This is a genomic window from Geobacillus sp. WSUCF-018B (assembly GCF_002809985.1).
GTDB classification, from domain to species: Bacteria; Bacillota; Bacilli; order Bacillales; family Anoxybacillaceae; genus Geobacillus; species Geobacillus thermophilus.
Window position 1 is genome coordinate 1 of sequence record NZ_PIJF01000032.1, and the last position, 24688, is coordinate 24688.

Annotated in this window: 22 protein-coding genes, 3 pseudogenes and 2 riboswitches; of the genes and pseudogenes, 15 read left to right on the top strand and 10 right to left on the bottom strand. The window is 53.8% G+C overall.

The window, feature by feature from the left end; genetic code table 11:
- Nucleotides 1–183: 183 nt before the first annotated feature.
- Entirely contained in the window at nucleotides 184–1719 is a 1536-nt protein-coding gene (locus tag CV944_RS10540) for a solute symporter family protein (protein ID WP_100664154.1), read from the bottom strand.
- Entirely contained in the window at nucleotides 1719–2060 is a 342-nt protein-coding gene (locus CV944_RS10545; RefSeq protein ID WP_100659699.1) for a DUF485 domain-containing protein, read from the bottom strand. The genes CV944_RS10540 and CV944_RS10545 overlap by 1 nt, the downstream gene beginning before the upstream one ends.
- A 318-nt stretch (nucleotides 2061–2378) precedes the next feature.
- On the opposite strand from CV944_RS10545, the gene bcaP reads away from it, so the two are divergent.
- From bcaP to CV944_RS10560, 3 genes are all read left to right on the top strand, one after another.
- Entirely contained in the window at nucleotides 2379–3794 is a 1416-nt protein-coding gene (bcaP, locus tag CV944_RS10550) for a branched-chain amino acid transporter BcaP (protein ID WP_033009096.1), read from the top strand.
- Nucleotides 3795–4209: 415 nt separating this feature from the next.
- The gene (sigI, locus tag CV944_RS10555) at nucleotides 4210–4959 is read left to right on the top strand and encodes an RNA polymerase sigma factor SigI (RefSeq protein WP_047757685.1); all 750 of its coding nucleotides are present in this window, start codon (nucleotides 4210–4212) and stop codon (nucleotides 4957–4959) included.
- Entirely contained in the window at nucleotides 4956–5996 is a 1041-nt protein-coding gene (locus tag CV944_RS10560; RefSeq protein WP_100659701.1) for an anti-sigma factor domain-containing protein, read from the top strand. Before sigI ends, CV944_RS10560 begins: the two co-directional genes overlap by 4 nt.
- 12 nt (nucleotides 5997–6008) lie before the next feature.
- On the opposite strand, the gene CV944_RS10565 is transcribed toward CV944_RS10560, so the two are convergent.
- The gene (locus CV944_RS10565) at nucleotides 6009–6209 is read right to left on the bottom strand and encodes an alpha/beta-type small acid-soluble spore protein (RefSeq protein ID WP_015374238.1); all 201 of its coding nucleotides are present in this window, start codon (nucleotides 6207–6209) and stop codon (nucleotides 6009–6011) included.
- A 91-nt stretch (nucleotides 6210–6300) separates the two neighbouring features.
- Here CV944_RS10565 and CV944_RS10570 point away from each other — a divergent pair.
- The 6 genes and pseudogenes from CV944_RS10570 to CV944_RS17470 form a co-directional block, all read left to right on the top strand.
- Nucleotides 6301–6522: pseudogene (locus CV944_RS10570) on the top strand (carbohydrate ABC transporter permease); the annotation flags it as partial.
- Between the two features lie 165 nt (nucleotides 6523–6687).
- A pseudogene (locus tag CV944_RS10575) lies at nucleotides 6688–7365 on the top strand (MFS transporter); the annotation flags it as partial.
- A 102-nt stretch (nucleotides 7366–7467) separates the two neighbouring features.
- Nucleotides 7468–7877: pseudogene (locus CV944_RS10580) on the top strand (alcohol dehydrogenase catalytic domain-containing protein); the annotation flags it as partial.
- 184 nt (nucleotides 7878–8061) lie between these two features.
- Entirely contained in the window at nucleotides 8062–8217 is a 156-nt protein-coding gene (locus tag CV944_RS17465) for a hypothetical protein (RefSeq protein WP_162837025.1), read from the top strand.
- Entirely contained in the window at nucleotides 8214–8381 is a 168-nt protein-coding gene (locus tag CV944_RS17300; protein WP_011230441.1) for a hypothetical protein, read from the top strand. The genes CV944_RS17465 and CV944_RS17300 overlap by 4 nt, the downstream gene beginning before the upstream one ends.
- Nucleotides 8374–8523, top strand: a complete 150-nt coding sequence (locus CV944_RS17470; protein WP_162839644.1) for a hypothetical protein — start codon at nucleotides 8374–8376, stop codon at nucleotides 8521–8523. The genes CV944_RS17300 and CV944_RS17470 overlap by 8 nt, the downstream gene beginning before the upstream one ends.
- Nucleotides 8524–8579: 56 nt before the next feature.
- Here the strand turns inward: CV944_RS17470 and CV944_RS10585 are convergent, their stop codons facing one another.
- Nucleotides 8580–10349 carry a B12-binding domain-containing radical SAM protein gene (locus tag CV944_RS10585; protein WP_100659702.1) on the bottom strand — a complete coding sequence of 590 codons (1770 nt, stop codon included), beginning with the start codon at nucleotides 10347–10349 and terminating at the stop codon, nucleotides 8580–8582.
- A gap of 265 nt (nucleotides 10350–10614) precedes the next feature.
- Between CV944_RS10585 and CV944_RS10590 the strand changes: the two genes are divergently transcribed.
- A complete protein-coding gene (locus CV944_RS10590; RefSeq protein WP_100664155.1) occupies nucleotides 10615–12831 on the top strand; it encodes a PAS domain-containing sensor histidine kinase in 2217 nt (738 codons plus the stop codon).
- The gene (locus tag CV944_RS10595; RefSeq protein WP_033015805.1) at nucleotides 12821–13324 is read left to right on the top strand and encodes a methylated-DNA--[protein]-cysteine S-methyltransferase; all 504 of its coding nucleotides are present in this window, start codon (nucleotides 12821–12823) and stop codon (nucleotides 13322–13324) included. Before CV944_RS10590 ends, CV944_RS10595 begins: the two co-directional genes overlap by 11 nt.
- Before the next feature lie 74 nt (nucleotides 13325–13398).
- Here CV944_RS10595 and CV944_RS10600 read toward each other — a convergent pair whose 3' ends face one another.
- The 6 genes from CV944_RS10600 to CV944_RS10625 all read right to left on the bottom strand — a co-directional run bounded on the left by CV944_RS10600 (nucleotide 13399) and on the right by CV944_RS10625 (nucleotide 20538).
- Entirely contained in the window at nucleotides 13399–14412 is a 1014-nt protein-coding gene (locus CV944_RS10600) for an ABC transporter permease (protein ID WP_100659704.1), read from the bottom strand.
- Nucleotides 14354–15904, bottom strand: a complete 1551-nt coding sequence (locus CV944_RS10605; RefSeq protein ID WP_100664156.1) for a sugar ABC transporter ATP-binding protein — start codon at nucleotides 15902–15904, stop codon at nucleotides 14354–14356. The genes CV944_RS10600 and CV944_RS10605 overlap by 59 nt, the downstream gene beginning before the upstream one ends.
- Nucleotides 15901–17064 carry a sugar ABC transporter substrate-binding protein gene (locus CV944_RS10610; protein WP_033024943.1) on the bottom strand — a complete coding sequence of 388 codons (1164 nt, stop codon included), beginning with the start codon at nucleotides 17062–17064 and terminating at the stop codon, nucleotides 15901–15903. The genes CV944_RS10605 and CV944_RS10610 overlap by 4 nt, the downstream gene beginning before the upstream one ends.
- The gene (gene mtnA, locus CV944_RS10615) at nucleotides 17051–18118 is read right to left on the bottom strand and encodes an S-methyl-5-thioribose-1-phosphate isomerase (RefSeq protein WP_033011870.1); all 1068 of its coding nucleotides are present in this window, start codon (nucleotides 18116–18118) and stop codon (nucleotides 17051–17053) included. Before mtnA ends, CV944_RS10610 begins: the two co-directional genes overlap by 14 nt.
- Nucleotides 18119–18187: 69 nt before the next feature.
- Nucleotides 18188–19375 (bottom strand): S-methyl-5-thioribose kinase, encoded by a 1188-nt coding sequence (gene mtnK / locus CV944_RS10620; RefSeq protein WP_100664157.1) that lies wholly within the window; start codon nucleotides 19373–19375, stop codon nucleotides 18188–18190.
- An 85-nt stretch (nucleotides 19376–19460) separates the two neighbouring features.
- Nucleotides 19461–19629, bottom strand: a riboswitch (SAM riboswitch).
- Between the two features lie 93 nt (nucleotides 19630–19722).
- Complete coding sequence (locus CV944_RS10625; protein WP_044745530.1) at nucleotides 19723–20538, bottom strand: carbon-nitrogen family hydrolase; 816 nt, start codon at nucleotides 20536–20538, stop codon at nucleotides 19723–19725.
- Between the two features lie 98 nt (nucleotides 20539–20636).
- Here CV944_RS10625 and CV944_RS10630 point away from each other — a divergent pair, with 98 nt between their 5' ends.
- From CV944_RS10630 to CV944_RS10645, 4 genes are all read left to right on the top strand, one after another.
- On the top strand, nucleotides 20637–21812 hold the full coding sequence (locus CV944_RS10630) for a pyridoxal phosphate-dependent aminotransferase (RefSeq protein WP_100659709.1): 1176 nt from the start codon (nucleotides 20637–20639) through the stop codon (nucleotides 21810–21812).
- 140 nt (nucleotides 21813–21952) lie between these two features.
- A riboswitch (SAM riboswitch) is annotated at nucleotides 21953–22061 on the top strand.
- A 77-nt stretch (nucleotides 22062–22138) separates the two neighbouring features.
- Nucleotides 22139–23380 carry a 2,3-diketo-5-methylthiopentyl-1-phosphate enolase gene (gene mtnW / locus CV944_RS10635; RefSeq protein ID WP_033011864.1) on the top strand — a complete coding sequence of 414 codons (1242 nt, stop codon included), beginning with the start codon at nucleotides 22139–22141 and terminating at the stop codon, nucleotides 23378–23380.
- Nucleotides 23377–24039, top strand: a complete 663-nt coding sequence (gene mtnX / locus CV944_RS10640; protein ID WP_015374251.1) for a 2-hydroxy-3-keto-5-methylthiopentenyl-1-phosphate phosphatase — start codon at nucleotides 23377–23379, stop codon at nucleotides 24037–24039. The genes mtnW and mtnX overlap by 4 nt, the downstream gene beginning before the upstream one ends.
- A complete protein-coding gene (locus CV944_RS10645; RefSeq protein WP_015374252.1) occupies nucleotides 24036–24668 on the top strand; it encodes a methylthioribulose 1-phosphate dehydratase in 633 nt (210 codons plus the stop codon). Before mtnX ends, CV944_RS10645 begins: the two co-directional genes overlap by 4 nt.
- Nucleotides 24669–24688: the final 20 nt, after the last annotated feature.

Below are 24688 nucleotides of genomic sequence, written 5' to 3' on the forward strand. Positions count from 1 at the left end.
CGCTGGAAATCTTCATCTGAAAGAGCGTGCAAACGTTCCGAAAGAATGTGCAAAATCCGGAACAATCCGCAAAAATTTTGCACATTATTTCCGAATCCGCCTGAAATAATTTGAAAAAGGGATTCTGAAATAATGTGCTAATTTACAGCAAGCACGTTTTGGGCCAGCCCCTTCTTTGTTGTGTTACACGCGTCCTATCCCAGTATTTGCCTTGACGACAATTTCCGTATATTTCTTTTCATCCGATTTTTTCGACGAGACGAGCGTGCCAACGATCGCACCGATAAAGCCGAGCGGAATCGAGATGATGCCCGGGTTGGCGAGCTTAAAGAGCGGTTCGCCGACGAAAATGGCGGCGCCCGGCTGCGGCGACCAGACGTTCGGGCTGAAGAAGACGAGCACCAAGGCGCTGATCAGGCCGACAAGCATCCCCGTAATCGCTCCAGTCGTGTTAAAGCGGCGCCAGAAAATGGTGAATACGATCGTCGGCAAGTTGGCGCTGGCGGCGACCGCAAATGCGAGCGATACGAGGAACGCGACGTTCATTTTTTGTGCAAACAGCGCTAACAAAATCGACAACACCGAGACGCCGACGGATGCCCAGCGGGCGGCGAGCATTTGTTCTTTTTCCGTCGCCTGGCCGCGCCGCAAAATATGGCTGTAAAAGTCATGGGCAAACGCCGAGGCGGCTGACAACACAAGTCCGGCGACAACGGCCAAAATCGTCGCAAAGGCGACGGCAGAGACGAAAGCGAACAAGAAATCTCCGCCAAGCGCTTCCGCCAACAGCGGGGCGGCCATATTGCCGGCCGGGTTGGCGGCGACGATTTTGTCATAGCCGACAAACGCGGCGGCGCCAAAGCCTAAAAAGATCGTCATGACGTAGAAAAGCCCAATGATCCATGTCGCATACACGACCGATTTGCGCGCAGTCGGGGCGTCTTTGACCGTAAAGAAGCGGATCAAAATGTGCGGCAGCCCGGCCGTCCCCAACACGAGCGCCAAGTTGAGTGAAATCGTATCGAGTGGATCCTTAAACTTGTTGCCCGGGTTTAAAAACGCTTCGCCAAGCGGTGTTGCGGTTTTGACTTCATGGAACATTTTGGCGATGCTGAAATCGAATTTGGCAAAGACGATGATGGAAATGATAAACGTACCGACCATCAGCAAGACGGCTTTGACGATTTGCACCCAACTCGTTGCTGTCATGCCCCCGAAGACGACGTACACCGTCATCAAAATGCCGACGATCAAGACGGAATAAATGTAGTCTAGACCCAACAGAAGCTTGATGAGGCCGCCGGCGCCGACAAGCTGGGCGATCATATAGAAAATCGAGATGGCGATCGTATTTAACGCCGCGACGCCGCGCACTTTCTTATCGTCAAAACGGGCGGCGATCATATCGGCCATCGTGTATTTGCCGAGGTTGCGAAGCGGTTCGGCGACGATATACAAGACGACAAGATAAGCGACAAGGAAGCCGATGCTGTAAAAGAAGCCGTCAAATCCCGTCAGCGCGATCATGCCAGCGATTCCTAAGAAGGATGCGGCGGACATATAATCGCCTGCGATGGCAAGCCCGTTTTGCCAGCCGGTTAAGCTGCTGTCCGCGGTGTAAAATTCGCTTGTCGTTTTCGTCCGTTTCGAGGCGTAGTACGTAATGACAAGCGTCAAGGCGACGATAATGAGGAAGAGGAAAAAGGCGAGCCCGTTCATTACGTGTTTCCTCCTTCCGCTGTTTCTTGCTTCACTTGCTCGACGATGGCATCAAATTGTGCTGCGCGTTTCGAATAAAGGATGCATAAGGCCCATGTCATAATAAACTGCGCAAAGGCAAACAGCCACGCCCAGCTGACCGGCCCAATCGCTTGTGCGTTGAGCGCTTTCGAATACGACGTCAACACCGGAAGGGCGAAGTAAAAGACGAAGAAAAAGACGGTGGCTGGGATGATGAAGCGCTTCTTCGCCTGAATGAGCCCGCGGAACGAAGCGGATTGAGCGATGGCATCATAGTTGATGCCGCCTTGGTCGACCCTTGATTGTTTTTTCACTGCCATTGTAATCCCTCCTCGTCTGTATTAAAGCGTTTTCAAAAAGGACTATGAACTGTTCTGCCGCAAACGGTGGATGTGCCCCCCTTTCTGACACAAATTTGTCACACATTCATTATATATTTATCTGAAAAATTTGTAAATTGATGTTTTTTGTTATTTTTAAAAACTATTTTTTGCTTTGCCGCATAAAACGGAGAAAATTTTTTTGCTGTTTTTCTTATTTTCGCACTTTACAAAAAAACGAGGATCATGTAGAATGTCAACTGTATTCGACAACAAAATTCAACAATTTTCTACAAAAAACGACAAGGGGAGACATCTATGAATTTGTTTCGTAAAAAACCGATTCAATCGTTGCTTAAGGAGTCGGGGGCGAAAGGAGCTTCGCTGCGAAAAGAGTTAGGTGCATTCGACTTGACGATGCTCGGCATCGGTGCCATCATCGGGACAGGCATTTTCGTCCTGACCGGGGTGGCGGCGGCGGAACATGCCGGCCCAGCACTTGTTCTTTCGTTCATCTTATCAGGATTGGCGTGTGTGTTCGCGGCGCTTTGTTACGCCGAGTTCGCCTCGACGGTGCCGGTGTCAGGGAGCGCATACACATATAGCTATGCGACATTCGGTGAATTATTCGCTTGGATTTTAGGCTGGGATTTGATTTTGGAATATGGGGTTGCCTCGTCGGCGGTCGCTGTCGGTTGGTCCGGTTATTTCCAAGGGTTGCTTGCCGGTTTTGGCATCGAACTCCCGAAAGCATTGACGAGCGCGTATGATCCGGAGAAAGGGACGTTCATCGATTTGCCAGCGATTTTAATTATTCTGTTCATTACGTTTTTGTTGAACTTAGGCGCCAAAAAATCGGCGCGTTTTAACGCGGTGATCGTTGCCATTAAAGTGGCGGTCGTGCTGCTCTTTTTGGCGGTCGGTGTTTGGTACGTCAAGCCGGAAAACTGGACGCCGTTTATGCCGTATGGCTTCTCTGGCGTAGCGACCGGCGCGGCGACGGTGTTTTTCGCTTACATCGGCTTTGATGCGGTGTCGACGGCGGCGGAAGAAGTGCGCAATCCGCAGCGTGATATGCCGATTGGCATTATCGTCTCGTTGCTTGTGTGCACATTGTTGTATATTGCGGTTTCGCTCGTATTGACAGGCATCGTTCCGTACGAGCAGCTCAACGTGAAAAACCCAGTGGCGTTTGCGTTAAACTATATCCATCAAGACTGGGTCGCCGGTTTTATTTCGCTCGGGGCGATCGCCGGCATTACGACCGTGCTCCTTGTGATGATGTATGGGCAGACGCGTCTCTTCTACGCCATCAGCCGCGACGGTTTGCTGCCGAAAGTGTTTGCTCGCATTAGCCCGACGCGCCAAGTGCCGTATGTCAATACGTGGCTGACGGGAGCGGCTGTAGCGGTATTCGCCGGCATCATTCCGCTCAACAAATTGGCGGAACTGACGAACATCGGCACGCTCTTTGCTTTTATCACCGTCTCGATCGGCGTGTTGGTGCTGCGTAAAACGCAGCCGGACTTAAAGCGGGCATTCCGCGTTCCGTTTGTCCCAGTCATCCCGATTTTGGCTGTCTTATTCTGCGGCTACCTTGTTCTTCAGCTTCCGGCGATGACATGGATCGGTTTTGTCTCGTGGTTGCTGATTGGTTTAGTGATTTACTTTATCTACGGCCGCAAGCATAGTGAGCTGAATGAAATGGCACGGACGGAAGAAAAGGCCGGATGAACGGCCAAACAATGAAAAAGGGGCTGACCCAAATGGGGAAACAGCCCCTTTTTCCATTATGTCAAATTTTTCGGCAACACCGCGTTTCACTCTTTTTTCATTTAGAAGGGTTCATCTCCACAAAGTGTACTTGACAAGTGAGGCTTTTTCGCGCGTCACCATGTCTGAAAAATGTTGATTTACTGATTTTCCCTTACAGAAGAAAGCGTGAGATGTTTTGAAACCGTCAAGCACAGAAATGCATGATTTTTGTTGATGGAGGGCGTGTGCTTGGCGCAGGCAGCGTTGAGCCCTTTTGGGGACTTATGTTCACTTGCGCAACTTAAAAAAATCCCCTTTGAGCGACGGCCATATTTGGGTTGCGATGTGCGAATAATATAAAGAATGAGCGTCAGTCCGGCTTTGTATAAGCGGGGTGAAAAGGGTGTTTGGGACATTATTGAAAAGAAGAGAGAGAACGCTTGAACGGACGGTTGTGGAAATTCAGCGAGGAAATGAAGCGTTGCGCAATGAGCTGATCGAGCAATACAAACCGTTTATCGCCAAAACGGCCTCGAGCGTGTGCAAGCGGTTCATTCGCGAAGAGGATGATGAGGCGAGCATCGGGCTGATCGCCTTCAATGAAGCGATTGAAAAGTATGCGCCGCATAAGGGCGGTTCCTTCCTCTCATTTGCTGAACTGCTCATCAAACGGCGTCTCATTGACTATATTCGGAAAGAGGCGAGAATGCGCGATGCCGTATGGCATGTGGAGAACGGAGAAAACAGTGAGCAGGTGGCGCAAACATACTTGGACGCCAAGCTTTCCGTCGATGAGTTTTACAGGCAAATCGAACAAGAACAGCGTCGGGAAGAAATTCTTCATTACCAGCAAGTGCTGAAACAATTCGGCATTCATTTTCACGATTTAGTCGAACAATCGCCAAAACATAAAGACGCCCGCCTCAATGCCATTCGCGTCGCCGAGTTGCTTGTGGCGAACGAGGAATGGCTCGCCCTGTTGTTTCGAAAAAAGCAACTGCCAATCAAACAGTTGGAAACGATGGCGTCGGTCAGCCGCAAGACGATTGAGAGAAATAGAAAATACATTATTGCGGTCGCGGTTATTTTGGCAGGCGATTACATTTACCTAAAGGACTATATAAAAGGGGTGCTTTCATCGTGAAAAAGGGAATTGTGCTGGAATTGGACGGGGAATTCGTCACCGTGCTGACGCCGGAAGGAGAATTTCTTCGGGTGAAAAAGGAAAAGGAGTGTGAGGTCGGCGAAGAGATTGAGGCAAGCGCAGTGAAAAAGCTGCTTCCATTTCATCGTCGTTCGTTTCGTTACGCGCTCGTGAGCGCCTTGGCCGCTGCTGTGCTGCTTGTCACCACTTGGATTCAATGGCCGTCTGATGCGGTGTATGCCTATATGTCGATCGACATCAACCCGAGCATGGAAGCGGGAGTCGATGCGGAGCTGCGCGTGTTGACACTGAAGGCTTACAATGAGGAAGGAAAGAAGGTGCTGACGGCGCTTCCTTCCTGGAAACGTCAACCGTTTTCTTCGGTAGCGAAACAAATCATTGCGCTAAGCGAACAAAAGGGGTATTTAAAGAAAGGCGGGGAAGTGCTGATTACGACGGTGGAGAGGGAGCGCGACGCCTCTTCGGCGCGGAAGCTGTCTGCCGCGCTCGCCGATATCGAGCGGTCAGTGGCGGATGACCGGATTGTCATTACCACGGCCAATAGTACGATGGCCGTGCGCAACCAAGCTGTCAAACGGGGGATGACAACCGGAAAACTATTGCAAATTGAAAAAAAGGTCAAACCCGTTTCACCGTCGCCAGCCAAGCCGAAGGAAGGGAAACGGAAAGGGAACAACGCAGCGCCGTTGAAAGAAGGGCAAAAAGCGCCGAAACCGCCGCAAACGAAGCAGAAGCATGGCGGATCAAAACCTAAGCAGCAGAAAAACGACAAACAACCGCCGCACGAGCGGAAAAACTCCAGTTTAAATAAGGAAAGCTCTCCGTCAAACAAGGAAATGTCTCCGAAAGGGAAAAAACATGGAAACGCCAGACCATCGCGGCCGGGCGGTCATTATGTAGAGAAAAAAGCGGCAGGCGGCCGGCCGGATGGCAACGACCAAAAAGAGCGGCGCCATCCGGCCCATCCCGGCCGTCCTTCGGAAGCAATGAATTCCAAAACAAAAAAAGCCGAGTGATGGCGCTCGGCTTTATTCTGTTCTCCGGCCGGCCAGTTCGCTTTGCGCCTGGGCGACGAGCCGTTTTGTAATTTCCCCGCCGACGGAGCCGTTGGCGCGCGAAACCGTGCCAGCCCCAAGTTGCACGCCAAACTCTTGGGCGATTTCGTATTTGATTTGTTCCAACGCTTGTTCAATGCCTGGCACAAGCAGTTTGTTGCTTGAACGAGCCATATGAAATTCCTCCTTGATGGTTTTTTGATGAGGTATGATTAGTATGGACGACCGAACAAAGAGATATGGTTGGGAATTACAGGAGGAATTTTTCATGGGTTCGTGGAACGATTTCATGCGCCCACTCATTATTTTGTCCGATCCACAGCTGTTTACGTTGCCGCTTGGCCTCAATAGCTTCAAAGGACAGTACATCAGCTATTGGAACTACATTATGGCGGCATCCATGGTGTTTACGCTGCCGGTGTTGGTCATTTACGCCTTTTTCAACCGCTACTTCATCAAAGGAATTTCGTTCACGGGCGGAAAATAACGGACGTTTTGTACAACGGTTTTCCGGTCATGACAAGAAGGGGATGTTCGCCAAACGGAGGGTTGTCCTCCTTTGGTGGCAGCTTTTTTTCGCGCGGCATATCCATGAAAAAAACGCACATCATATAAGTGGAAATATCGACTTCATAAGAAAGGGACCGAAGCGATGGAATGGACGGTGCAGCTGTCAAAACAGGCAGGGAGGCAGGCTGGTCGGGGGTGGGCGGTCGCTGCGCTTGCCTCGATTCCGCTTGTCATGACGCTGGGCAATTCGATGCTCATCCCGGTGCTGCCGGCGATGGAACGGCATCTCGACATCACGCCGCTGCAGTCGAGCCTGCTGATCACGATGTATTCCGTTGTGGCGATTTTGTTCATTCCGCTGGCCGGATATATAAGCGACCGCATCGGGAGAAAAATGGTCATCGTTCCAAGCCTGTTGCTGGCGGCGGTGGGAGGGGGGCTGGCGGGATGGGCTGCTTGGCGGGTGAGCGACCCGTACGGCTGGATGATCGCCGGGCGCATGTTGCAAGGGCTCGGGGCGGCCGGGGCGTTTCCGATCGTTTTGCCGCTTGTCGGGGATTTGTTTCCGGATGAGGAGGAGGCAAGCCGCTGTTTAGGGACGGTTGAAACGGCGAACACGTTCGGCAAAGTGCTAAGCCCGATTCTCGGGGCGATGCTGGCTGGCATCATTTGGTTTTTTCCATTTTTTTCGTTCCCTGTCTTTTGCCTGCTATCGGCAGCAATGATGGTTTGGTTCATCCAGGTGCCGGCGCGTCGGGAGCGGCCGTTGCCGTTTCGGGATTTTATTGCGGTGGTGGCGGCGATTTTCCGCCGCGAAGGATGGCACGGCGCCGCTCCTGTTGCTTCTTAGCGTCATGGCGCTGCTTGGCGGCGCTGCTGCTTTTTGGCTCATTCGCCCAGAAACCGATGAAGGAGGAGTAGCATGAAAGCCGTTACGTATCAAGGCATCAAAGATGTAGCTGTCAAACAAATGCCTGATCCGAAAATTTTAAAAGACGATGACATTATTGTCAAAATTACCAGCACCTCGATTTGCGGCTCCGATCTCCATTTAGTGCATGGGATGATTCCGAACATGCCGGAAGATTTCATTATCGGCCATGAACCGATGGGCATTGTCGAGGAAGTCGGCCCGGCGGTGACGAAAGTGAAAAAAGGCGACCGGGTCATCGTGCCGTTTACGATCGCCTGCGGGCAATGCTGGTATTGCCAGCACGGGCTCGAAAGCCAATGCGATGCGTCGAACCCAAACGGCGAATCGGGGGGTATTTCGGCTATTCCGAGACGTTTGGCGGCTACCCGGGCGGGCAGGCTGAATATTTGCGCGTTCCGGTTTGACCCGACCGATATCATTACCCATCGCCTGCCGCTTGATGAGGCGCAATACGCATACGAAATTTTCGACGAAAAGAAAGACGGCTGTATTAAAGTCGTGCTCAAGCCGTAACGTTCTAGCGATGCATAAAGGCAGTGCGGCCGAGACACGATAAGAAAAAATGTGGGAAGGAGGATGCGGGTGAACAATGTAGCGTTCCCGGTCGCCCGTCTCCATGACGGGACGCTCCGCCAGCTGCAGCAGCTTGAACAGCGGCTGCGCGAGGAGACGGGGGAAGAAATTGTGCTTGTCGCTTATGAGCGGAAAACGGTTGATGAGGAGGAGACAAAACGATGATGAAGCGAAAAGTGAAATTTGACGCAGCGAAAAACAACAATAAAACGCCAACGGAAAGCTTGCCGGATACCGAATTTGCGGCACAATATGCCGGCGAGGAGGACATGATCCGCGGCGCGAACCGCAATTCGAAAAAAGGGCGGCAAGGAGGCGGGGATGGGTAAAGAGCATAAGAAGCGGCCCGCTCGAACGAATGAAGAAACGGCGTTTGAATGGGGCGATTTCGCTGCCCACGAGCCGCTTTGGATCATGGAGGAACAAAAACGGGCGAAAGAAAATGAAAAGGAACGAAAAAAGCAGGGATAACGCTCCCTGCTTTTTCACGTGGTGCACAAAAAAGCCGTGCCTCCGGCGTTTGGCCGTTAGGCGAATGCCGAAGCGGACAAGGCGGACAGCGGCGCGGAAAACAGCGTTGCGCCGGTGCCGGACGGATCAAAATAGGCGACGATGACGGTTGGCGCAAACGAGAGCTGCTTCGCGGCGATATAGCGGCCGACATCAACCGGCACGATTTCCACGACCGTATGTTTAAACAATTCCTTTTCCCCGAGCCCGAGGGCGGCAAAGTCCTCCCCAAGCACCTCGGGGCGCTCAAGCAGCGCACGGTAGACGGCCGTGCGCGCCGTTTTGTCCGTTTTCTCATTCCACCACGGTTTGCGCGGCTTATATTTTTGATTGCGCAAGTAATCGTATTTCATGAGCGACTCGGCGACCGGCAGCGCGTCCGGGACGGCTGTGCGCAAAAATTCATGCAGGCGGCGGAACAAGTCTTCCAACTGGTGGCCGATGCGCGCCCAGCCGCGTTCATCCCAATACGTGCCAAACTGCTGGAAGAAGTCAAACGGTGACGGGAAGACGTCGGTTACTAAATATTCGATCGTTTCGTCCATTCGATGGGCGTTCCAATACTTTTCGAGCACGTCTTCCACTTGCTTGATGCGGATGACGTCATCAAACGACAAGACGTTGTTGGCGAGCACTTCGTATGGCGCATGGTCCATATACACATAGCCGTACTCCTCGGCGCGCAGGCGCAACCCAGTGCCGCGCAGCAGTTTCAAAAAGCCAAGCTGCAGTTCTTCCGGGCGAAGGGCGAACACGTCGTTAAACGTCTTTCGGAACGAGTTGTAGTCTTCTTCGGGCAGACCGGCGATCAAATCTAAGTGCTGGGCAATTTTCCCGCCTTCTTTAATCATCGTCACCGTCCGCGAAAGTTTTGCGAAGTTTTGCTTGCGCATGATCAGGCGGTTCACCTCATCGTTCGTTGATTGAACGCCGATTTCAAAGCGGAACAGCCCGGGCGGCGCCTCCTTGTTTAAAAACTCGATGACCTCCGGGCGCATAATGTCGGCGGTAATTTCAAATTGAAATACTGTTCCGGGCACATGTTCATCAATTAAAAAGCGAAACATGTCCATTGCATAGCTGCGGCTGATGTTGAACGTCCGGTCGACGAACTTGATCGTCCGCGCCCCGTGCTGCATCAAATAGCGCAAGTCGTCTTTGATTTTTTCGCGGTCAAAATAGCGGACGCCAACCTCAATGGACGACAGGCAAAACTGGCAGCTGAACGGGCAGCCGCGGCTCGTCTCGACATAAACGATCCGGTTTGGAAGATGGGGAATGTCTTCTGGAAAGCGAAATGGTGACGGCATGTCAGCCAAGCGGATTTTATTCCGCTGTGGGTTGATGACGATGCGGTCCCCGTCACGAAACGCCAGCCCTGCGACATCTGCCACTTCTTTGCGGCCTTCTAAGGCAAAGAGCAGCTGTTTAAACGTTTCTTCCCCTTCACCGATGACGATAAAATCCAATTCCGGCACCCGCTCCATCCACTCGCGTACGTCGTATGATACTTCCGGTCCGCCGACGACGATTGTCACGTCCGGCGCCGCTTTTTTTAACATTTTTACGACTTTGATCGTTTCTTCAATGTTCCAAATGTAGCAGCTGAAGCCGATGACATCCGGCCGGCGCTGGTACAAATCGGCGACGATGTTCAGCGCCGGGTCTTTGATCGTATACTCAACGAGCTTGACGTCAAACTCCGGCATTGCGTATGCTTTTAAATAGCGGATGGCTAAATTCATATGAATGTATTTGGCGTTCAATGTCGCACAGACGATGTTCATCGCAACAAAACCCCTTTGTCTATAATATAGCAGCAAAACTCCTTTGTCTATAATTTATAGATGCAATTGGAAGCTTTCATTTGGCTTTAAGCGAGGGGGGAGAGTTGACTATCATGCAGTTTAGCCAAATGAAAAAGCAGAAAAACTTGTCGAACATTGTGGAAAAGAATTTTAAAAAATCTTCGTAAATCAAGGGAGGAGTAAATTTTTCCACATCGAATATATATTTAGTTGACATGGTTTTAATAGACAAGGAGAGATGGATATGGCCCAAAGCCTTTCTCCTCGGGAAGGACAAAATGCGACGCCGGATGTGCGGCTGCTTGAAGAGGAAAATCGTCGCCTAAAGGAGCGGCTCAACAGTTATTCCGTCATTTTCGAGCGATCGCTCGACGCCATTGTCATTTTAAATAAAAACGGCGAGTTTGTCGATGTGAACGAAGCGGCGTGCAAGCTGTTTGAGATGGATAAGTTTGACTTGATCGGCCGTTCGTTCTCTTCGTTCCTCGAACTCGTGCCGCCCGATATTTTGCTGTTTCAGCGCTCGATGCTGCAAAAGTTCGGCTCGTTCAGCGACGAGCTGCTCATTAAGCTGCCGGACGGCAAGGTGAAGCATATCGAATTTTCGATAAAAAAAGACGTGTTTCATGAATTTGACCTCGTGATGATGCGCGACGTTTCGGCTCATAAGGCGCTTGAGCGCGAACGAATCATTCATGAGTTTTTGTTTCGCGACGTATTCAACCGCGCCGTCGACGGCATCGTCATTTTCGATGAATTTGGGCGGTTTATCGATGTCAATCCGGCGTTTTCGATGAGCTTGAACTTGGAAAAAGGAAAACTGCTCAATTTGTCGTTTCAGCAGTTCGTCGCCCGCGAATGCGCCAATGAGTTCGCACGGCTGCTCGCGGAAGTGAAAGAAAAGGGAACGGCCAAAGGCGAGTTGTCGCTTGTCCGCCCGGACGGAACGGTGAAAATGTTTGAACTGACGGCGACGTCGAACGTCTACAGCGGCTTTTACATGGCCATTATGCGCGACGTGACCGAGAGAAAAAATATGGAAATCAAGCTACAAAAAAGCGAAGAGCGGTTTCGGGCCATTTTCGAGCAGGCGCATGAGGCGATTCTCATTTGGGATGATTTTGGCTACATATTGAACGCCAATCCGGCCGCGAGCCGGACGTTTGAGCTGCCTTTGAATTTGCTTGTGCGCCGCAATTTGCTCGATTTTGTGGAATATGGGGATGAAAAGGTGAAGCGGATTTTCAGCGAGTTCCGCCAAAAAGGGGAAATTCGCGATGAGCTGACGTTCCATATGCCAAACGGCGAACAGAAACAGCTTGAGTTTACGATGAAAAAAGGGGCGATTGACGGCTACCATTTGACCATTTTCCGCAACGTGAGCGAGCGGCGGAAAATCGAGCGCGAACTGCGGGAAAGCGAACAAAAATTCCGCAGCATTTTCGATCACTCGATGGACGGCATTTTGCTTTGGGATGAGCAGCATCGCATCATTGACGCCAATCCAATCGCCTGCGGCATTTTTTCTGCTGAAAAGGAGGCGCTTCTTGGCCGGAAGGTCGGCGAACTTCTTCCGGACCGGGCGCGCCGCCAGTTGAACAAGCTGATGGCTGAGTGTCAGCGCGCTGGCGAGGCGAGCGGCGAAGTCGAGTTTTCCGATGAGACAAAGGGGCGAATCATCGAGTTTTCGTTGAAAAAAGAAGTCATTCCCGGCGTTGGAATGATGACGTTTCGCGATGTGACCGAGCGGAAGGAGATGGAGCTGCAGCTGCGCAAATCGGATACGCTCAATGTCGTCGGCGAGCTCGCTGCCGGCATCGCCCACGAAATCCGCAACCCGATGACGGCGTTAAAAGGGTTCATCCAGCTGCTGCAAGGAAGCATTGACGGCGATTATTCGATGTATTTTAATGTCATTATGTCGGAATTGAAGCGGATCGAATCGATCATCACCGAGTTTCTCGTTTTGGCCAAACCGCAGGCGGTGCAATACAAGCAAAACGACATTTGCAAAATCATGCAGGATACGATCGATTTGATCAGCGCCCAGGCGATGATGCATAACGTGCAAATCATTGCCGATTTCGACCGCGGGCTGCCGCCGGTGTATTGCGAGCCGAATCAGCTGAAGCAGGTGTTTATCAACATTTTGAAAAACGCCATCGAAGTGATGCCAAAAGGCGGGGACATTACGGTGCGCATCACCCGCGCCGGGTGCTATGTGCGCATCTCCATCACCGACCAAGGATGCGGCATTCCGAAAGATAAAATCAAAAAACTCGGCGAGCCGTTTTATACGACGAAAGAACGCGGCACCGGACTCGGCTTGATGGTCAGCTATAAAATCATAGAAGAGCACCAAGGGAAAATTGACGTGGAAAGCGAAGTCGGGGTCGGCACGACGTTTCATATTACGCTGCCGATTGAGCGGACAGAGAGGGAAGACGACGATGGCGATTGAATATGCCGTATACCGGTCGGAGCTGCTTGGCGATCTATACATCGCTTCCGACGGCGAAGCGATCATGAAAGTTGAACTGTTTCCGGAAGAATGGCGCGCGTTTGCGGGCGGGCATCCGGTTGTCCAAAGCCGGTCGCCGTTGCTTGAACGCGCGCTTCGACAGTTGGATGAGTACTTTCACGGCCGCCGCCGGACGTTTGATTTGCCGCTGAAATGGAAAGGGACGCCCTTCCAAGAAGAAGTGTGGGCGGCGCTTTGCCGCATCCCATACGGCGAGACGGCGACATACGCTGACATCGCTGCGCAAATCGGCCGCCCGAAGGCGGTCCGCGCCGTCGGCCAGGCGAACCGGGCGAATGAGCTCGCCATCATCGTCCCGTGCCATCGCATTGTCGGCAAAAACGGCGCCCTCGTCGGCTACGCCGGAAGCCGGACCGATGTAAAAGCAAAGCTGCTGGAGCTGGAGCGGCGCTATCAATCGCGCTTCAGCTGATCGGTGGGGGTGTATGCCTCCCAAAATGGCGCCCGCCCCCATGACGCGAATCCATGGGGGCAGGGAACGGGACATTATTTTTTTTGCCAATGCGACAACGCAAGGGCGCCGACTAAAATGGCGCCTTTTATAATGTCTTGGGCGTAATACGGGACGTTCATCATCGTCAAGCCGTTCAACAACACGCCCATCAAAATCGAACCGAACAGGGTGCCGATGACGTTCGGCTTGCCGGCGCCGAAGACAGAAAAGCCGATGTAGGCGGCGGCGACGCCGTCCATCAAAAACGAAGCGCCGGCCGACACTTGCCCGGTGCCGATGCGCGAGGCGAGCACGATGCCCCCCAAGGCGGCGAAAAAGCCGCTGATGACGTACGCATACGTCCGGTAACGGTTGACCGGGATGCCGGAGAGCCGTGCCGCTTCCCGGTTTTCACCCGTTAAATAAAAGAGACGGCCAGGTTTGGTGTATGTTAAAAACAAGTGGGCGGCCATGACGACAACGAGCATGAGCAAGACCGAAAACGGCACGCCAAACAGCTCCCCTTGGCCGATAAATAAAAAGGAAGGAATAAATTTGCCCGGCGCCGTGCCGCCATCAGGCAGCGGCATGTCGTTATAAATCGAAAATCCTTTTGTATACGTAAGCTGCACGCCGTTGATCGCGTACATCGTCGCCAACGTGGCGAGCAAATCGGGCAGTTTGAATTTGACGATCAACAACGAATTAAGCAGCCCGACGGCGACGCCGAGCAACAGCGGCACGAGCAAGGTGACGAAAATTTCTTGGCGATGCAAGACAAGCGCCGCCGCACTGGCAATCGTCGCCAAGCTCACTGTCGAACCGACCGACAAATCGAAGCCGTCGACGATGAGCGAAAATGTAATGCCAATGGCCACCAAGGTGACGATGGAAATGGAACGCAAAATGTCGCTGAAGTTTTCATAGGTGAAAAACCGGTCTTGTGTCAGGCCAAAATAGGCGATTACAGCCAAAATGGCAAGCAGTGTGCCATGTTTATACAAAAATTCAAGAATGAACGGCGCCGCTTTTTTCGACGGCGCTGTGGAAACGGCTGGCTGGCTCATCGATCTCACCTCCGCTGCAATAGTACACAAGCTGTTCATAGGTTAGTTCTGCGGCCGGCAGGCGGGTGAGTAGCCGGCCGTCAGCCATGATGTAGATGGTGTCGCACACCTCAAGAAGCTCGTGAAATTCACTCGAAAAATACAGTACTGTTTTTCCTTCATCGGCGAGAGCACGGATGATGGAAAACACCTCTTGTTTGGCGTGGACATCGATTCCTTTCGTGGGCTCGTCGAATAGAAAAACACGCGCGTTTGTGTTCAGCCATTTGCCGATGACGACTTTCTGCTGGTTGCCGCCGCTTAAGTGGCGGACAGCGGTCGAAGGCGACGGCGGATGGATGCCGAGCGAGCGGACAAGTTCGTCGGCGGCGTCCGTTTCCTTCCTCCGGCTGATCCATTGCCAGCGCGACAGCCGGGAAAGGAGGCGGACGGTGATGTTGGTTTTCACTGACTCGGGCAAGAACAGCCCTTGTTTGCGCCGTTCTTCCGGAATAAGACAAAGGCCGGCGGCAATCGCTTCATGCGGCGATGAAAATGTATAGCGCCGGCCGTCAAGTTGCCATTCGCCAGACGTCTTCCGGTGGGCGATGAGGCTTTCAGCGAGCTCCGTTTTGCCTGCGCCAACCAAGCCGGCGATGCCGACGATTTCGCCGCGATGGGCGTAAAGATCGACCGTCGTGCCGGTTTTTTCGATCGTGATCCCACGGACGGCAAAGGCGATGTCGCTTCCATGCGCGCGCGTTTGTTTCATGGCGGCGGCTCGCCTTGTTCCGGTCATATGAAGGACGATGTCTTCAAGCGGCAAACCGCGGGCGGAACCATGGTAGACGACGCGGCCGTCGCGCAAAATCGTCAGCCGGTCGGCGATTTCCTGCACTTCTTTCAGTTTATGAGAGATGTAAATAAAGCCGACGCCTTGCTGTTTCAGTTCCGTGATGATGGCAAACAGCCGCTTCGTTTCGGCTTCGCTCAAGGCGGCGGTCGGTTCGTCCAAAATGATGTAGCGCGCATTCGATGACAACACTTTGGCGAGCACGATCAGCTGTTTTTCATGGAGCGAGCAGTCGCGCACGAGCTTTGCCGGCGAAATGGCAAGGCCGACGCGGCGAAGCAGAGCAGCGGCCCGTTCTTTTTCCCGGCGCAGCGAGCGGATCGGCTGTTTCTTCACATCAGCGAGCTCATCAGCCGCCAAGTTTTCGTAAACGGGCAATCCTGGGAAAAGCGCCGTGTCGACCTCTTGGACGACGAAGCCGATGCCGGCTCGTTTCGCGTCAAGCGGCGACGAAAAGGTGCAGTTGACGCCATCGATCGTGATCGTGCCGGCGTCGGGAGGAATGGCGCCGGCCAAAATGTTCATGAGCGTGCTTTTGCCGGTGCCGTTCATGCCCAAAAGGGCGTGGACTTCGCCTGGACGGACGGTAAAGTCCACGCCGTCAAGCACGCGCACCGCGCCAAACGATTTTTCAATGCCTCGCATTGACAGCCTGTTCATTTTTTGTTCACCTGAGCTTCCAACGTTTTCATCCATGGCGAGATGGCGACGTTCGATTGCCCCCAGCCCGGGATGTATTGCGAAAGCTCGTTCATCGATACTTGCTTATCGGGCAAGTCGGTCCGTTTTACTAAATGCGGCTCGAGCGAGTAAATGTTCGGCGTTTTCTCGCCGGCGATTTTTTGATAGGCGAACCGCACCTGAACGCGGCCGACTTCCGCCGGATCCGTCGCTGTTGTCGCCACCCACGGACTGTTCGGTTTTTGGATCATTTGCAAGTCTTCGTCACTCAAATCGATGCCGTATACTTTGATTTCCGTACGCCCGGCTTGCTCGATGGCGCGCGTCGCTCCTTTGGCGAACTCGTCCCAAGTTGCGAAGACGGCGTCAATGTCGCCTTTGTTCGGATATTTTTTCAAAATGGCCTCCATTTGCGTTTGCGTGTCCAAAGCCGTGTTGGCGCTCGCCGTACCGAACTTGGCGACTTCTTTTATGTTCGGATAGCGTTTTTTGAACGCCTCATAAATGACGTGGCGCCGCTCCATTGGAGTAAAACCGCCGACCCAAATCGTGACGATGTTGCCCTCTCCATTTAAATCTTCGGCGAGTGTTTTTAACGTTTTCCAGGCGAGGCTGTAGTCGTCTTGGTCGATGACGGTGACGCCGGGAACGTTCAAATCGTTGTCAAAGGCGACGACCGGGATGCCTTTTTCAACCGCTTTTTTCACCGGGCCTTCGAGCGCATCAGCGCGGCCGTGATCAAGCAGAATGGCATCAACGTTTTGCGTGATGGCCGTTTCTACGTATGAGGCCATTTTCGTCAAGTCGTTGTCGGCGTTGTAAATTTGCACTTCGCCGCCGAACTTTTGCACTTGTTCTTTGACGCCGGCGATGTATTGCGACGAGAACGTGCCGATGGACATTTGCATAATGGCGGCGATCTTCACCGGTTTTTTCAGCTTCTCCGGGATGGCCGCCTGTTCGCTGCTCGATGCGGTTTGGCTGTTGGATGAGACGGTGTCGCCTTGGATGGCCGTTTGCTTCGTTTCGTTGGCCGGCTTAGAGCTCACGGCGTCTTGCTCGTTCGTGCAGCCGGCCAAGACGGAGAACACGGCAAAGAAAAGAAGAGAAAGGAACGATAAGGCCTTAAATCGTTTCATGCTGCTCCTCCTTTGCAAATAACGCTGGCAGTGCCGCGCTGTAGCTGCCGCGGACGATGCCTTTTTCGGTAATGATCGCGGTAATCAGTTCGTTTGGCGTCACGTCAAACGCCGGGTTATACACGTTGACGCCTTCCGGGGCGACGCGCACGCCGGCCAGATGGGTCACTTCATCCGGATGGCGCTCTTCAATCGGGATGTCTGCCCCTGTCTTTGTCGCCAAATCGATGGTGGACAACGGTGCGGCGACGTAAAACGGAATGCCAAACGATTTGGCGAGCAAGGCGAGGCCGAACGTGCCGATTTTGTTCGCTGTATCGCCGTTTTGTGCGATCCGGTCGGCTCCGACGATAATGGCGCGAATCCCTTTCGCTTTGATCGTTTGCGCCGCCATGTTGTCCGTAATAAGCGTGACGTCGACGCCTGCTTGCATCAGCTCCCAGGCGGTCAGACGCGCTCCTTGCAAAACGGGGCGCGTCTCAAGGGCGTACACGGATAACTCGATCCCTTTCTCTTTCGCCAAATAAAACGGGGCGAGCGCCGTGCCGTAGCGGGCGGTGGCGATCGAGCCGGCGTTGCAAATCGTCATCACCCGGTCGCCTGGGCGAAAAAGCGATAACGCATGTTCGCCGATGCGGCGGCAGACATCTTCGTCCTCGATTTGGATGCGGATCGCCTCGTGAATAAGCGCCGTTTTCGCTTCGTTGACCGAGGCGGCGTCTTTGGCGGCGGCAGTGAGCCGGTCAAGCGCCCAAACCAAATTGACGGCCGTCGGGCGGGCGCTTGCCAAATAATCGCGGTCTTGCTTTAGGCGGCTATGGAACTCGTGGACCGTTTCCGCTTTATAATGCGAGGCGGCGAGCGCCAGACCATAAGCGGCGGTGATGCCGATCGCCGGCGCTCCGCGCACTTTCAGCGAGGCGATCGCATCGTACACGTCTTCAAGCGTATGCAGGTCGATATATTCTGTTGCTAATGGCAATTTTTGTTGGTTTAAAATCGTGATATGCGTCTCGCGCCACTCGACAGAGCGCGGGATGGCAAAGGTGTCCATCGTCGTCTTCCTTTCTTTTCACATTTTCCGTTGATCCGGGCCGGCACTGGGCCGGTCGTCGCCGTGTTACTATTCGGTTTCTGCAAACACTCGGCGGAAGCCGTCCGTTCCGGTCAGCTCGTTGCGCTCGACAATTAGGCGGCGGCCGAGGCGGAGCGCGTGTCGTTTGGCGGCAAGGCGGGCTTCTTTCTGCTCGATGCCGTCAAGGTCGGCCACATGGGCGAGGCCGATCGTCCGGCGGATGACTTCGCAGCCGGCAAAGCCGACAGCATCGATGAACGCATGCCGGAGCACTTCGTCAAGCAAGCCCGGTGTTGCGGCGTACGTCTCGATGCTTTTGGTGCGCCAAAGCTCCGAGAATATGGACGCAAAGACGTCCCAGGTCTGGTCGATGTGATCAAAGAGCGGTTGGCGCTCAACGTCAGGGCGGGACAACGCATTTAACAGCAAGTTGGCGAAAAACTGCCCAAGGTCAAAGCCGATCGGGCCGTAAAAAGCGAATTCCGGGTCGATTACTTTCGTTTCGTCGGTGCTTGCGAAAATGCTGCCGGTATGCAAATCGCCATGCAGAAGCACATCGGCTTCGGTTAAAAACTTGCGCTTCAACTTCGCCGCTTCCAAACGGAGGCGGTCGTCATTCCAAAGCGTTTCGACGTCCGGCCGCAGCTCGTCTTCGAAGTTGTTCGTGTCATGGTCGAAAAATGGATCGGTGAAGACGAGATCTTCGGTGATTTTGCACAGTTCCGGATTGACGAAGCTTTGCGCCAATTTCTTTTTCTCTTGCTGGTTCATGCCGAAATCGGATGTGTAAAACGCTGTTTTGGCGATAAATTCGCCGATATGCCGGGACAAAAGCGGGAATGTTTTCCCTTCGATCAACCCTTTGCGGGCGATTTGCAGACGGGACAAGTCTTCCATCACGGTAATGGCAAGCGATTCGTCAGAATAGTAGACGTTCGGCACGTATTGCGGTACATAGCTGGCAAACGTGCGCAACGCGTTGCTTTCAATAACCGCGCGCTTTAACGTGAGCGGCCAGCTTTCGCCGACGACTTTCGCGTACGGGAGCGCCTGTTTGATGATGACGCCTTGCTTCGTTTCCTGATCGACGATATGAAAGACTAAGTTTAAGTTTCCGTCGCCGATTTCGCGGCACACAAGCGGCGCCCCGTCTCGGAATAGGCCGAGGCGGACGGCGAGGGCGGTCGCTTTTTGTTCGGTGAGCGGTTCGTAAACAGTGGATTGGACAATCGTCATTTTCACGTTCCCCCTTTAGGTTTTGGCAAATGAAAAAGCCTCTTTCGCATACGGAAAGAGGCTTGAAGATGCATCGTCTTCGCGCCTCTTATCTTTCAGAAAGACATCGGTCTTTCTGTTGGACTTAGCACCGTGCCCTGCGGAAGCGGTTCGCTTCCGGCGCCGCCTTTGGCGTGCGCCCTATCTCACGATAGCATTACGGTCGGTTGCTGGGCTTCATTGGGCCAATTCCCTCAGCCAACTCTTGATAAGAGTACCGATCTAGCTATTAAGTTTTTGCAATTTTCACGATGTTAACAATCGTTTGGTTGCTTGATTCGAATGATACAGGTTGGGCTGGCGGATTGTCAATACGTTTTGAAAAATTTTTTTGCCGCCTCTTCATAATCGTGCGGCCGGCGGTCGGCAAACACCGGGATGCGTGCGCGGACGTCTTGGATGAGCGACGGGTCGATGGAAGCGGTTAAGATACCCGGCTGTTCGTCGGCTTCGGCGATGATCTCGCCCCACGGGTCAATGACGAGCGAATGGCCGGCGAACACGTTGTTCGGGTCTCGTCCGGCCCGGTTGCAAGCGACGACATAGCATTGGTTTTCAATCGCCCGCGCCATCAGGAGCGTCCGCCAATGGTGAAGGCGGGGAAGCGGCCATTCGGCGACGACAAACAGCACTTCCGCTCCGGCCAACGCATGGGCGCGAATCCACTCCGGAAATCGGATGTCATAGCAAATGACCCCAGCGCACGGCAGCCCGTCAAGCGAGAACAAGCCTGGCTCGTTTCCCGGCTGCAAATACAAATGTTCATCCATCAATTGGAACAGGTGAAGCTTGCTGTATTCGCCGACGATTTGGCCATGGCGGTCGGCCACGATCATCGTGTTTGTCACGCCGGCGGCTGTTTTTTTGGCGACCGAACCGGCGACGAAATGGACGCCGTACGTTTGCGCCAATCGGGAAGCGAGCGCCTTCGCCCGTTCGGCGCCTTCGTCGGCAATTTCATCCAGGCGCGTCAAATCGTAGCCGGTCGTCCATAACTCTGGCAGCACGATGATGTCAGCGCCGTCTTTGGCAGCGGATTCCACGGCCTGTTCGGCTTGCTGTTCGTTTTTTGCTGGATCGCCAAATGCAATGTCAAGCTGCAGGCAGGCGATGCGGATCGTCATGAGCGTTCACCTCGGAAAAAAATTTTTCTTTACATTTTGCTTTTAACGATATATGATGTTGCACTAGAATTTCAAGAATTTTTGAGAAGGTGTGGACGATGACGATCGAATTTCCCTTTTCCGAACTGCTTGAACAGCTGCCGAAGCAGTTTTTCGCCTCGCTCGTGGCGAAAGTCGGTGCGAAGATCAAGGCGGGTTATGATGTGATCAACTTAGGGCAGGGCAATCCGGATCAGCCGACGCCGGCGCACATTGTCGAAGCGATGCAGAAGGCAGCCGCGAACCCAAAATACCATAAATATTCGCCGTTTCAAGGCTACTCGTTTTTGAAAGAAGCCGTAGCGGCGTTTTACGCGCGCGAGTACGGGGTGACGATCGACCCGGCCCGCGAGGTCGCCATCTTGTTCGGCGGCAAAGCCGGGCTTGTCGAGCTGCCGCTTTGCCTCGTCAACCCGGGCGATGTCGTGCTCGTCCCGGACCCGGGTTATCCGGACTATTGGTCGGGAATCGCGCTCGCCCGCGCGCGGATGGAAATGATGCCGCTTGTCGCGGAGAATGGGTTTCTGCCGGATTATTCGGCCATTCCCAGGGCGGCGGCCGACCGGGCGAAACTGATGTTTTTAAACTATCCGAACAACCCGACCGGCGCGACGGCGACGAAGGAGTTTTTTGCTGAAACGGTGGCGTTTGCGGAAAAGTACGGCATAGCCGTTGTGCACGATTTTGCCTATGGCGCGATCGGCTTTGACGGCCAAAAGCCGGTCAGCTTTCTAGAAGTGGACGGGGCGAAAGACATTGGCGTTGAAATCTACACGTTCTCGAAAACGTACAATATGGCCGGCTGGCGCGTGGCGTTCGCTGTCGGCAATGAGCGGATCATCCGTGCCATTGAGTTGTTGCAAGATCATTTGTACGTCAGCTTGTTCGGCGCCGTCCAAGAAGCGGCGGCAGCTGCGCTCCTCGGCCCGCAAGACTGCGTCGCGGAGCTCATTGCCTTGTACGAGGCGCGCCGCAATACGTTTATTCATGCTTTGCGCGCGATCGGCTGGGAAGCGCCGGCGCCGTCTGGATCATTTTTCGCCTGGCTTCCGTTGCCAAAAGGCGCATCATCCGCCGAATTTGCCGATCTGTTGCTTGAGCGGGCGCACGTCGCCGTCGCCCCAGGCATCGGTTTTGGAAAACACGGCGAAGGGTATGTGCGCGTTGGATTGTTGACCGATGAAGCGCGGCTTCGCGAAGCGGCGGAGCGGATCGGCCGGCTCGGATTGTTTTGAAAAAAAGAGCGGCAATGAACCGTTGACGGGACAACGTTGACCAGGCTGTTTTGAAAAAAATGATTGACAACGGCGGCAAAGGCTGTCATAATTCAAAGTAAATTTGCCAATCGTTTGACAAGTGCATAAACGAGCAGGCTTTCTTATCAAGAGCAGGCGGAGGGACGAGCCCAATGAAGCCCGGCAACCGGCTTGGCGTACGCTAAGCACGGTGCTAATTCTTGCAGCGGAAACGCTGGGAGATAAGAAGAGCGCCATGAATGAATGACGCCTCTTCTTAGGAAGGGGCTTTTTTATTTCGCCATATATTGAAAGAGGGATGGACGATGAGTGCAGTCATTGCGACGTATTTGCTTCATGATGAACACGATATTCGCCAAAAGGCGGAAGGAATCGCGCTCGGCTTGACAGTCGGCACATGGACCGACTTGCCGCAGCTAGAGCAAGACCAGCTTCGCAAGCATAAAGGGGAAGTCGTTGCGATCGAAGAGCTTGGCGAGAGCGAGCGGGTAAACGCCTATTTCGGCAAGCGGTTGAAGCGGGCAATCGTCAAAATCGCTTACCCGACCGTCAACTTCAGCGCCGATTTGCCAGCATTGTTGGTGACGACGTTCGGCAAGCTGTCGCTTGACGGGGAAGTGCGGTTGCTTGATTTGGCATTTCCGGAAGAATGGAAGCGGCAGTTTCCGGGGCCGCGCTTTGGCATCGCCGGCATTCGCGAAAAGGTCGGAGTGTACGACCGCCCGCTGTTGATGAGCATTTTCAAAGGCATCGTCGGCCGCGATTTGGCGTATTTGACATCAGAGTTGAAAAAGCAAGCGCTTGGCGGCGTTGACTTGGTCAAAGATGACGAAATTTTGTTTGACAGCGATCGTCTGCCATTTGCGAAGCGCATTACAGAAGGCAAAGCGGCGCTCGAAGAGGTGTACGAACAAACAGGCAAGCGGACGCTGTATGCCGTCAACTTGACCGGCAAAACGTTTGAACTGAAAGAAAAAGCGAAACGGGCGGCTGAGCTTGGCGCCGATGTGCTGTTGTTCAACGTGTTCGCCTATGGATTGGACGTCCTGCAAGGGTTGCGGGAAGATGAAGAGATTTCCGTTCCGATCATGGCCCACCCGGCGTTCAGCGGCGCGATCACGCCGTCGGAGTTTTACGGCGTCGCCCCGTCGCTCTTGCTTGGAAAGCTTTTGCGGCTCGCCGGCGCCGACTTTGTCCTGTTCCCGTCGCCGTACGGCAGCGTCGCCTTGGAGCGTGAGCAGGCGCTTGGCATCGCAAGGGCGCTGACCGATGAACAAGAGCCGTTTGCCCGGGCGTTTCCAGTGCCATCGGCCGGCATCCATCCGGGCTTGGTGCCGCTCCTTGTCCGCGATTTTGGCCTTGACAGCGTCGTCAACGCCGGCGGCGGCATCCACGGCCACCCGGACGGGGCGATCGGCGGCGGAAAGGCGTTTCGCGCCGCCATCGACGCAGCGCTGGTCGGCCGTCCGCTTCGTGAAGCGGCGAAAGACAACGAGGCGCTGCAAAAGGCGATCGACCGCTGGGGCGCTATTGAGGTGGAAGCATGACGAAACAACTCGTTCTTTTTTGCGATTTTGACGGCACGATCACGGAAAACGACAACATCATCGCGATTATGAAACAGTTCGCCCCGCCGGAGTGGGAGGCGCTAAAGGACGACATTCTCGCCCAGCGCATCTCCGTTCAGGAAGGCGTCGGAAAAATGTTTTCGCTTCTTCCGTCAGCGCTGAAAGGGGAGATTGTTGACTTTTTGCTTAGCACCGCCCGCTTGCGCGAAGGGTTCCGCGAGTTTGTCGCATGGACAAAAGAGCAAAGCATCCCGCTCTATATCGTGAGCGGCGGCATCGACTTTTTCGTCTATCCGCTGCTTGAAGGGCTCATTGAACCGGAGCGAATTTTTTGCAACGGCTCCGATTTCAGCGGTGAGACGATCCGCATCACATGGCCGCATGCATGTGACAGCCGGTGCCAAAACGGCTGCGGCTGCTGCAAGCCGTCGCTATTGCGCAGGCTTGCCCGCCCGGACGGGTATCACGTCGTCATCGGCGATTCGATCACCGACTTGGCGGTGGCCAGGCAAGCCGACTATGTGCTGGCGCGCGATTTTCTGCTTGAAAAATGTCAAGAGCTTGACCTGCCGCACGCGCCATTTGCGACGTTTTTTGACGTGATGGATGCGTTGCAGCGAATGGAGGTGATCGTATGAGCATCGTCGTGAAAAAGTGGAACGAGCTTGCGGAAGTGAAAGCCGAGCTCGCCGCCCGCGATTGGTTTTTCGCAACAAGCGGCAATTTGTCGATCAAAGTGACGGACGACCCGTTGACGTTTTTGGTGACAGCGAGCGGCAAGGATAAGCGGAAGCAAACGGATGAGGACTTCTTGCTCGTTGACGCTGCCGGCCGACCAGCGGAGAAAACACATTTAAAGCCATCAGCGGAGACGCTGCTGCATGTGGAAATTTACAACCGCACAAACGCCGGTTGCGTCTTGCACGTTCATACCGTGGACAACAATTTGATTTCTGAACTGTATGCGTCAAACGGGGAAGCAGTCTTTTCCGGCCAGGAAATCATCAAGGCGTTTGGCATTTGGGAAGAAAACGCCGCAGTGCGCATCCCGATCATTAACAATGACGCCGACATCCCGACGCTGGCTCGGGAGTTTGCGAACCATGTTCATGGCGACGCCGGCGCCGTGTTGATCCACAACCACGGCATTACCGTCTGGGGACGAACGGCGTTTGAAGCGAAAAAACATTTGGAAGCGTGGGAGTTTTTGTTCAGCTGGCAGGTGAAGCGGCTGCTTTTGCAACGGGCCGGCCTGCCGGTTGGCTAATATACATCTTTTAGAAGGGG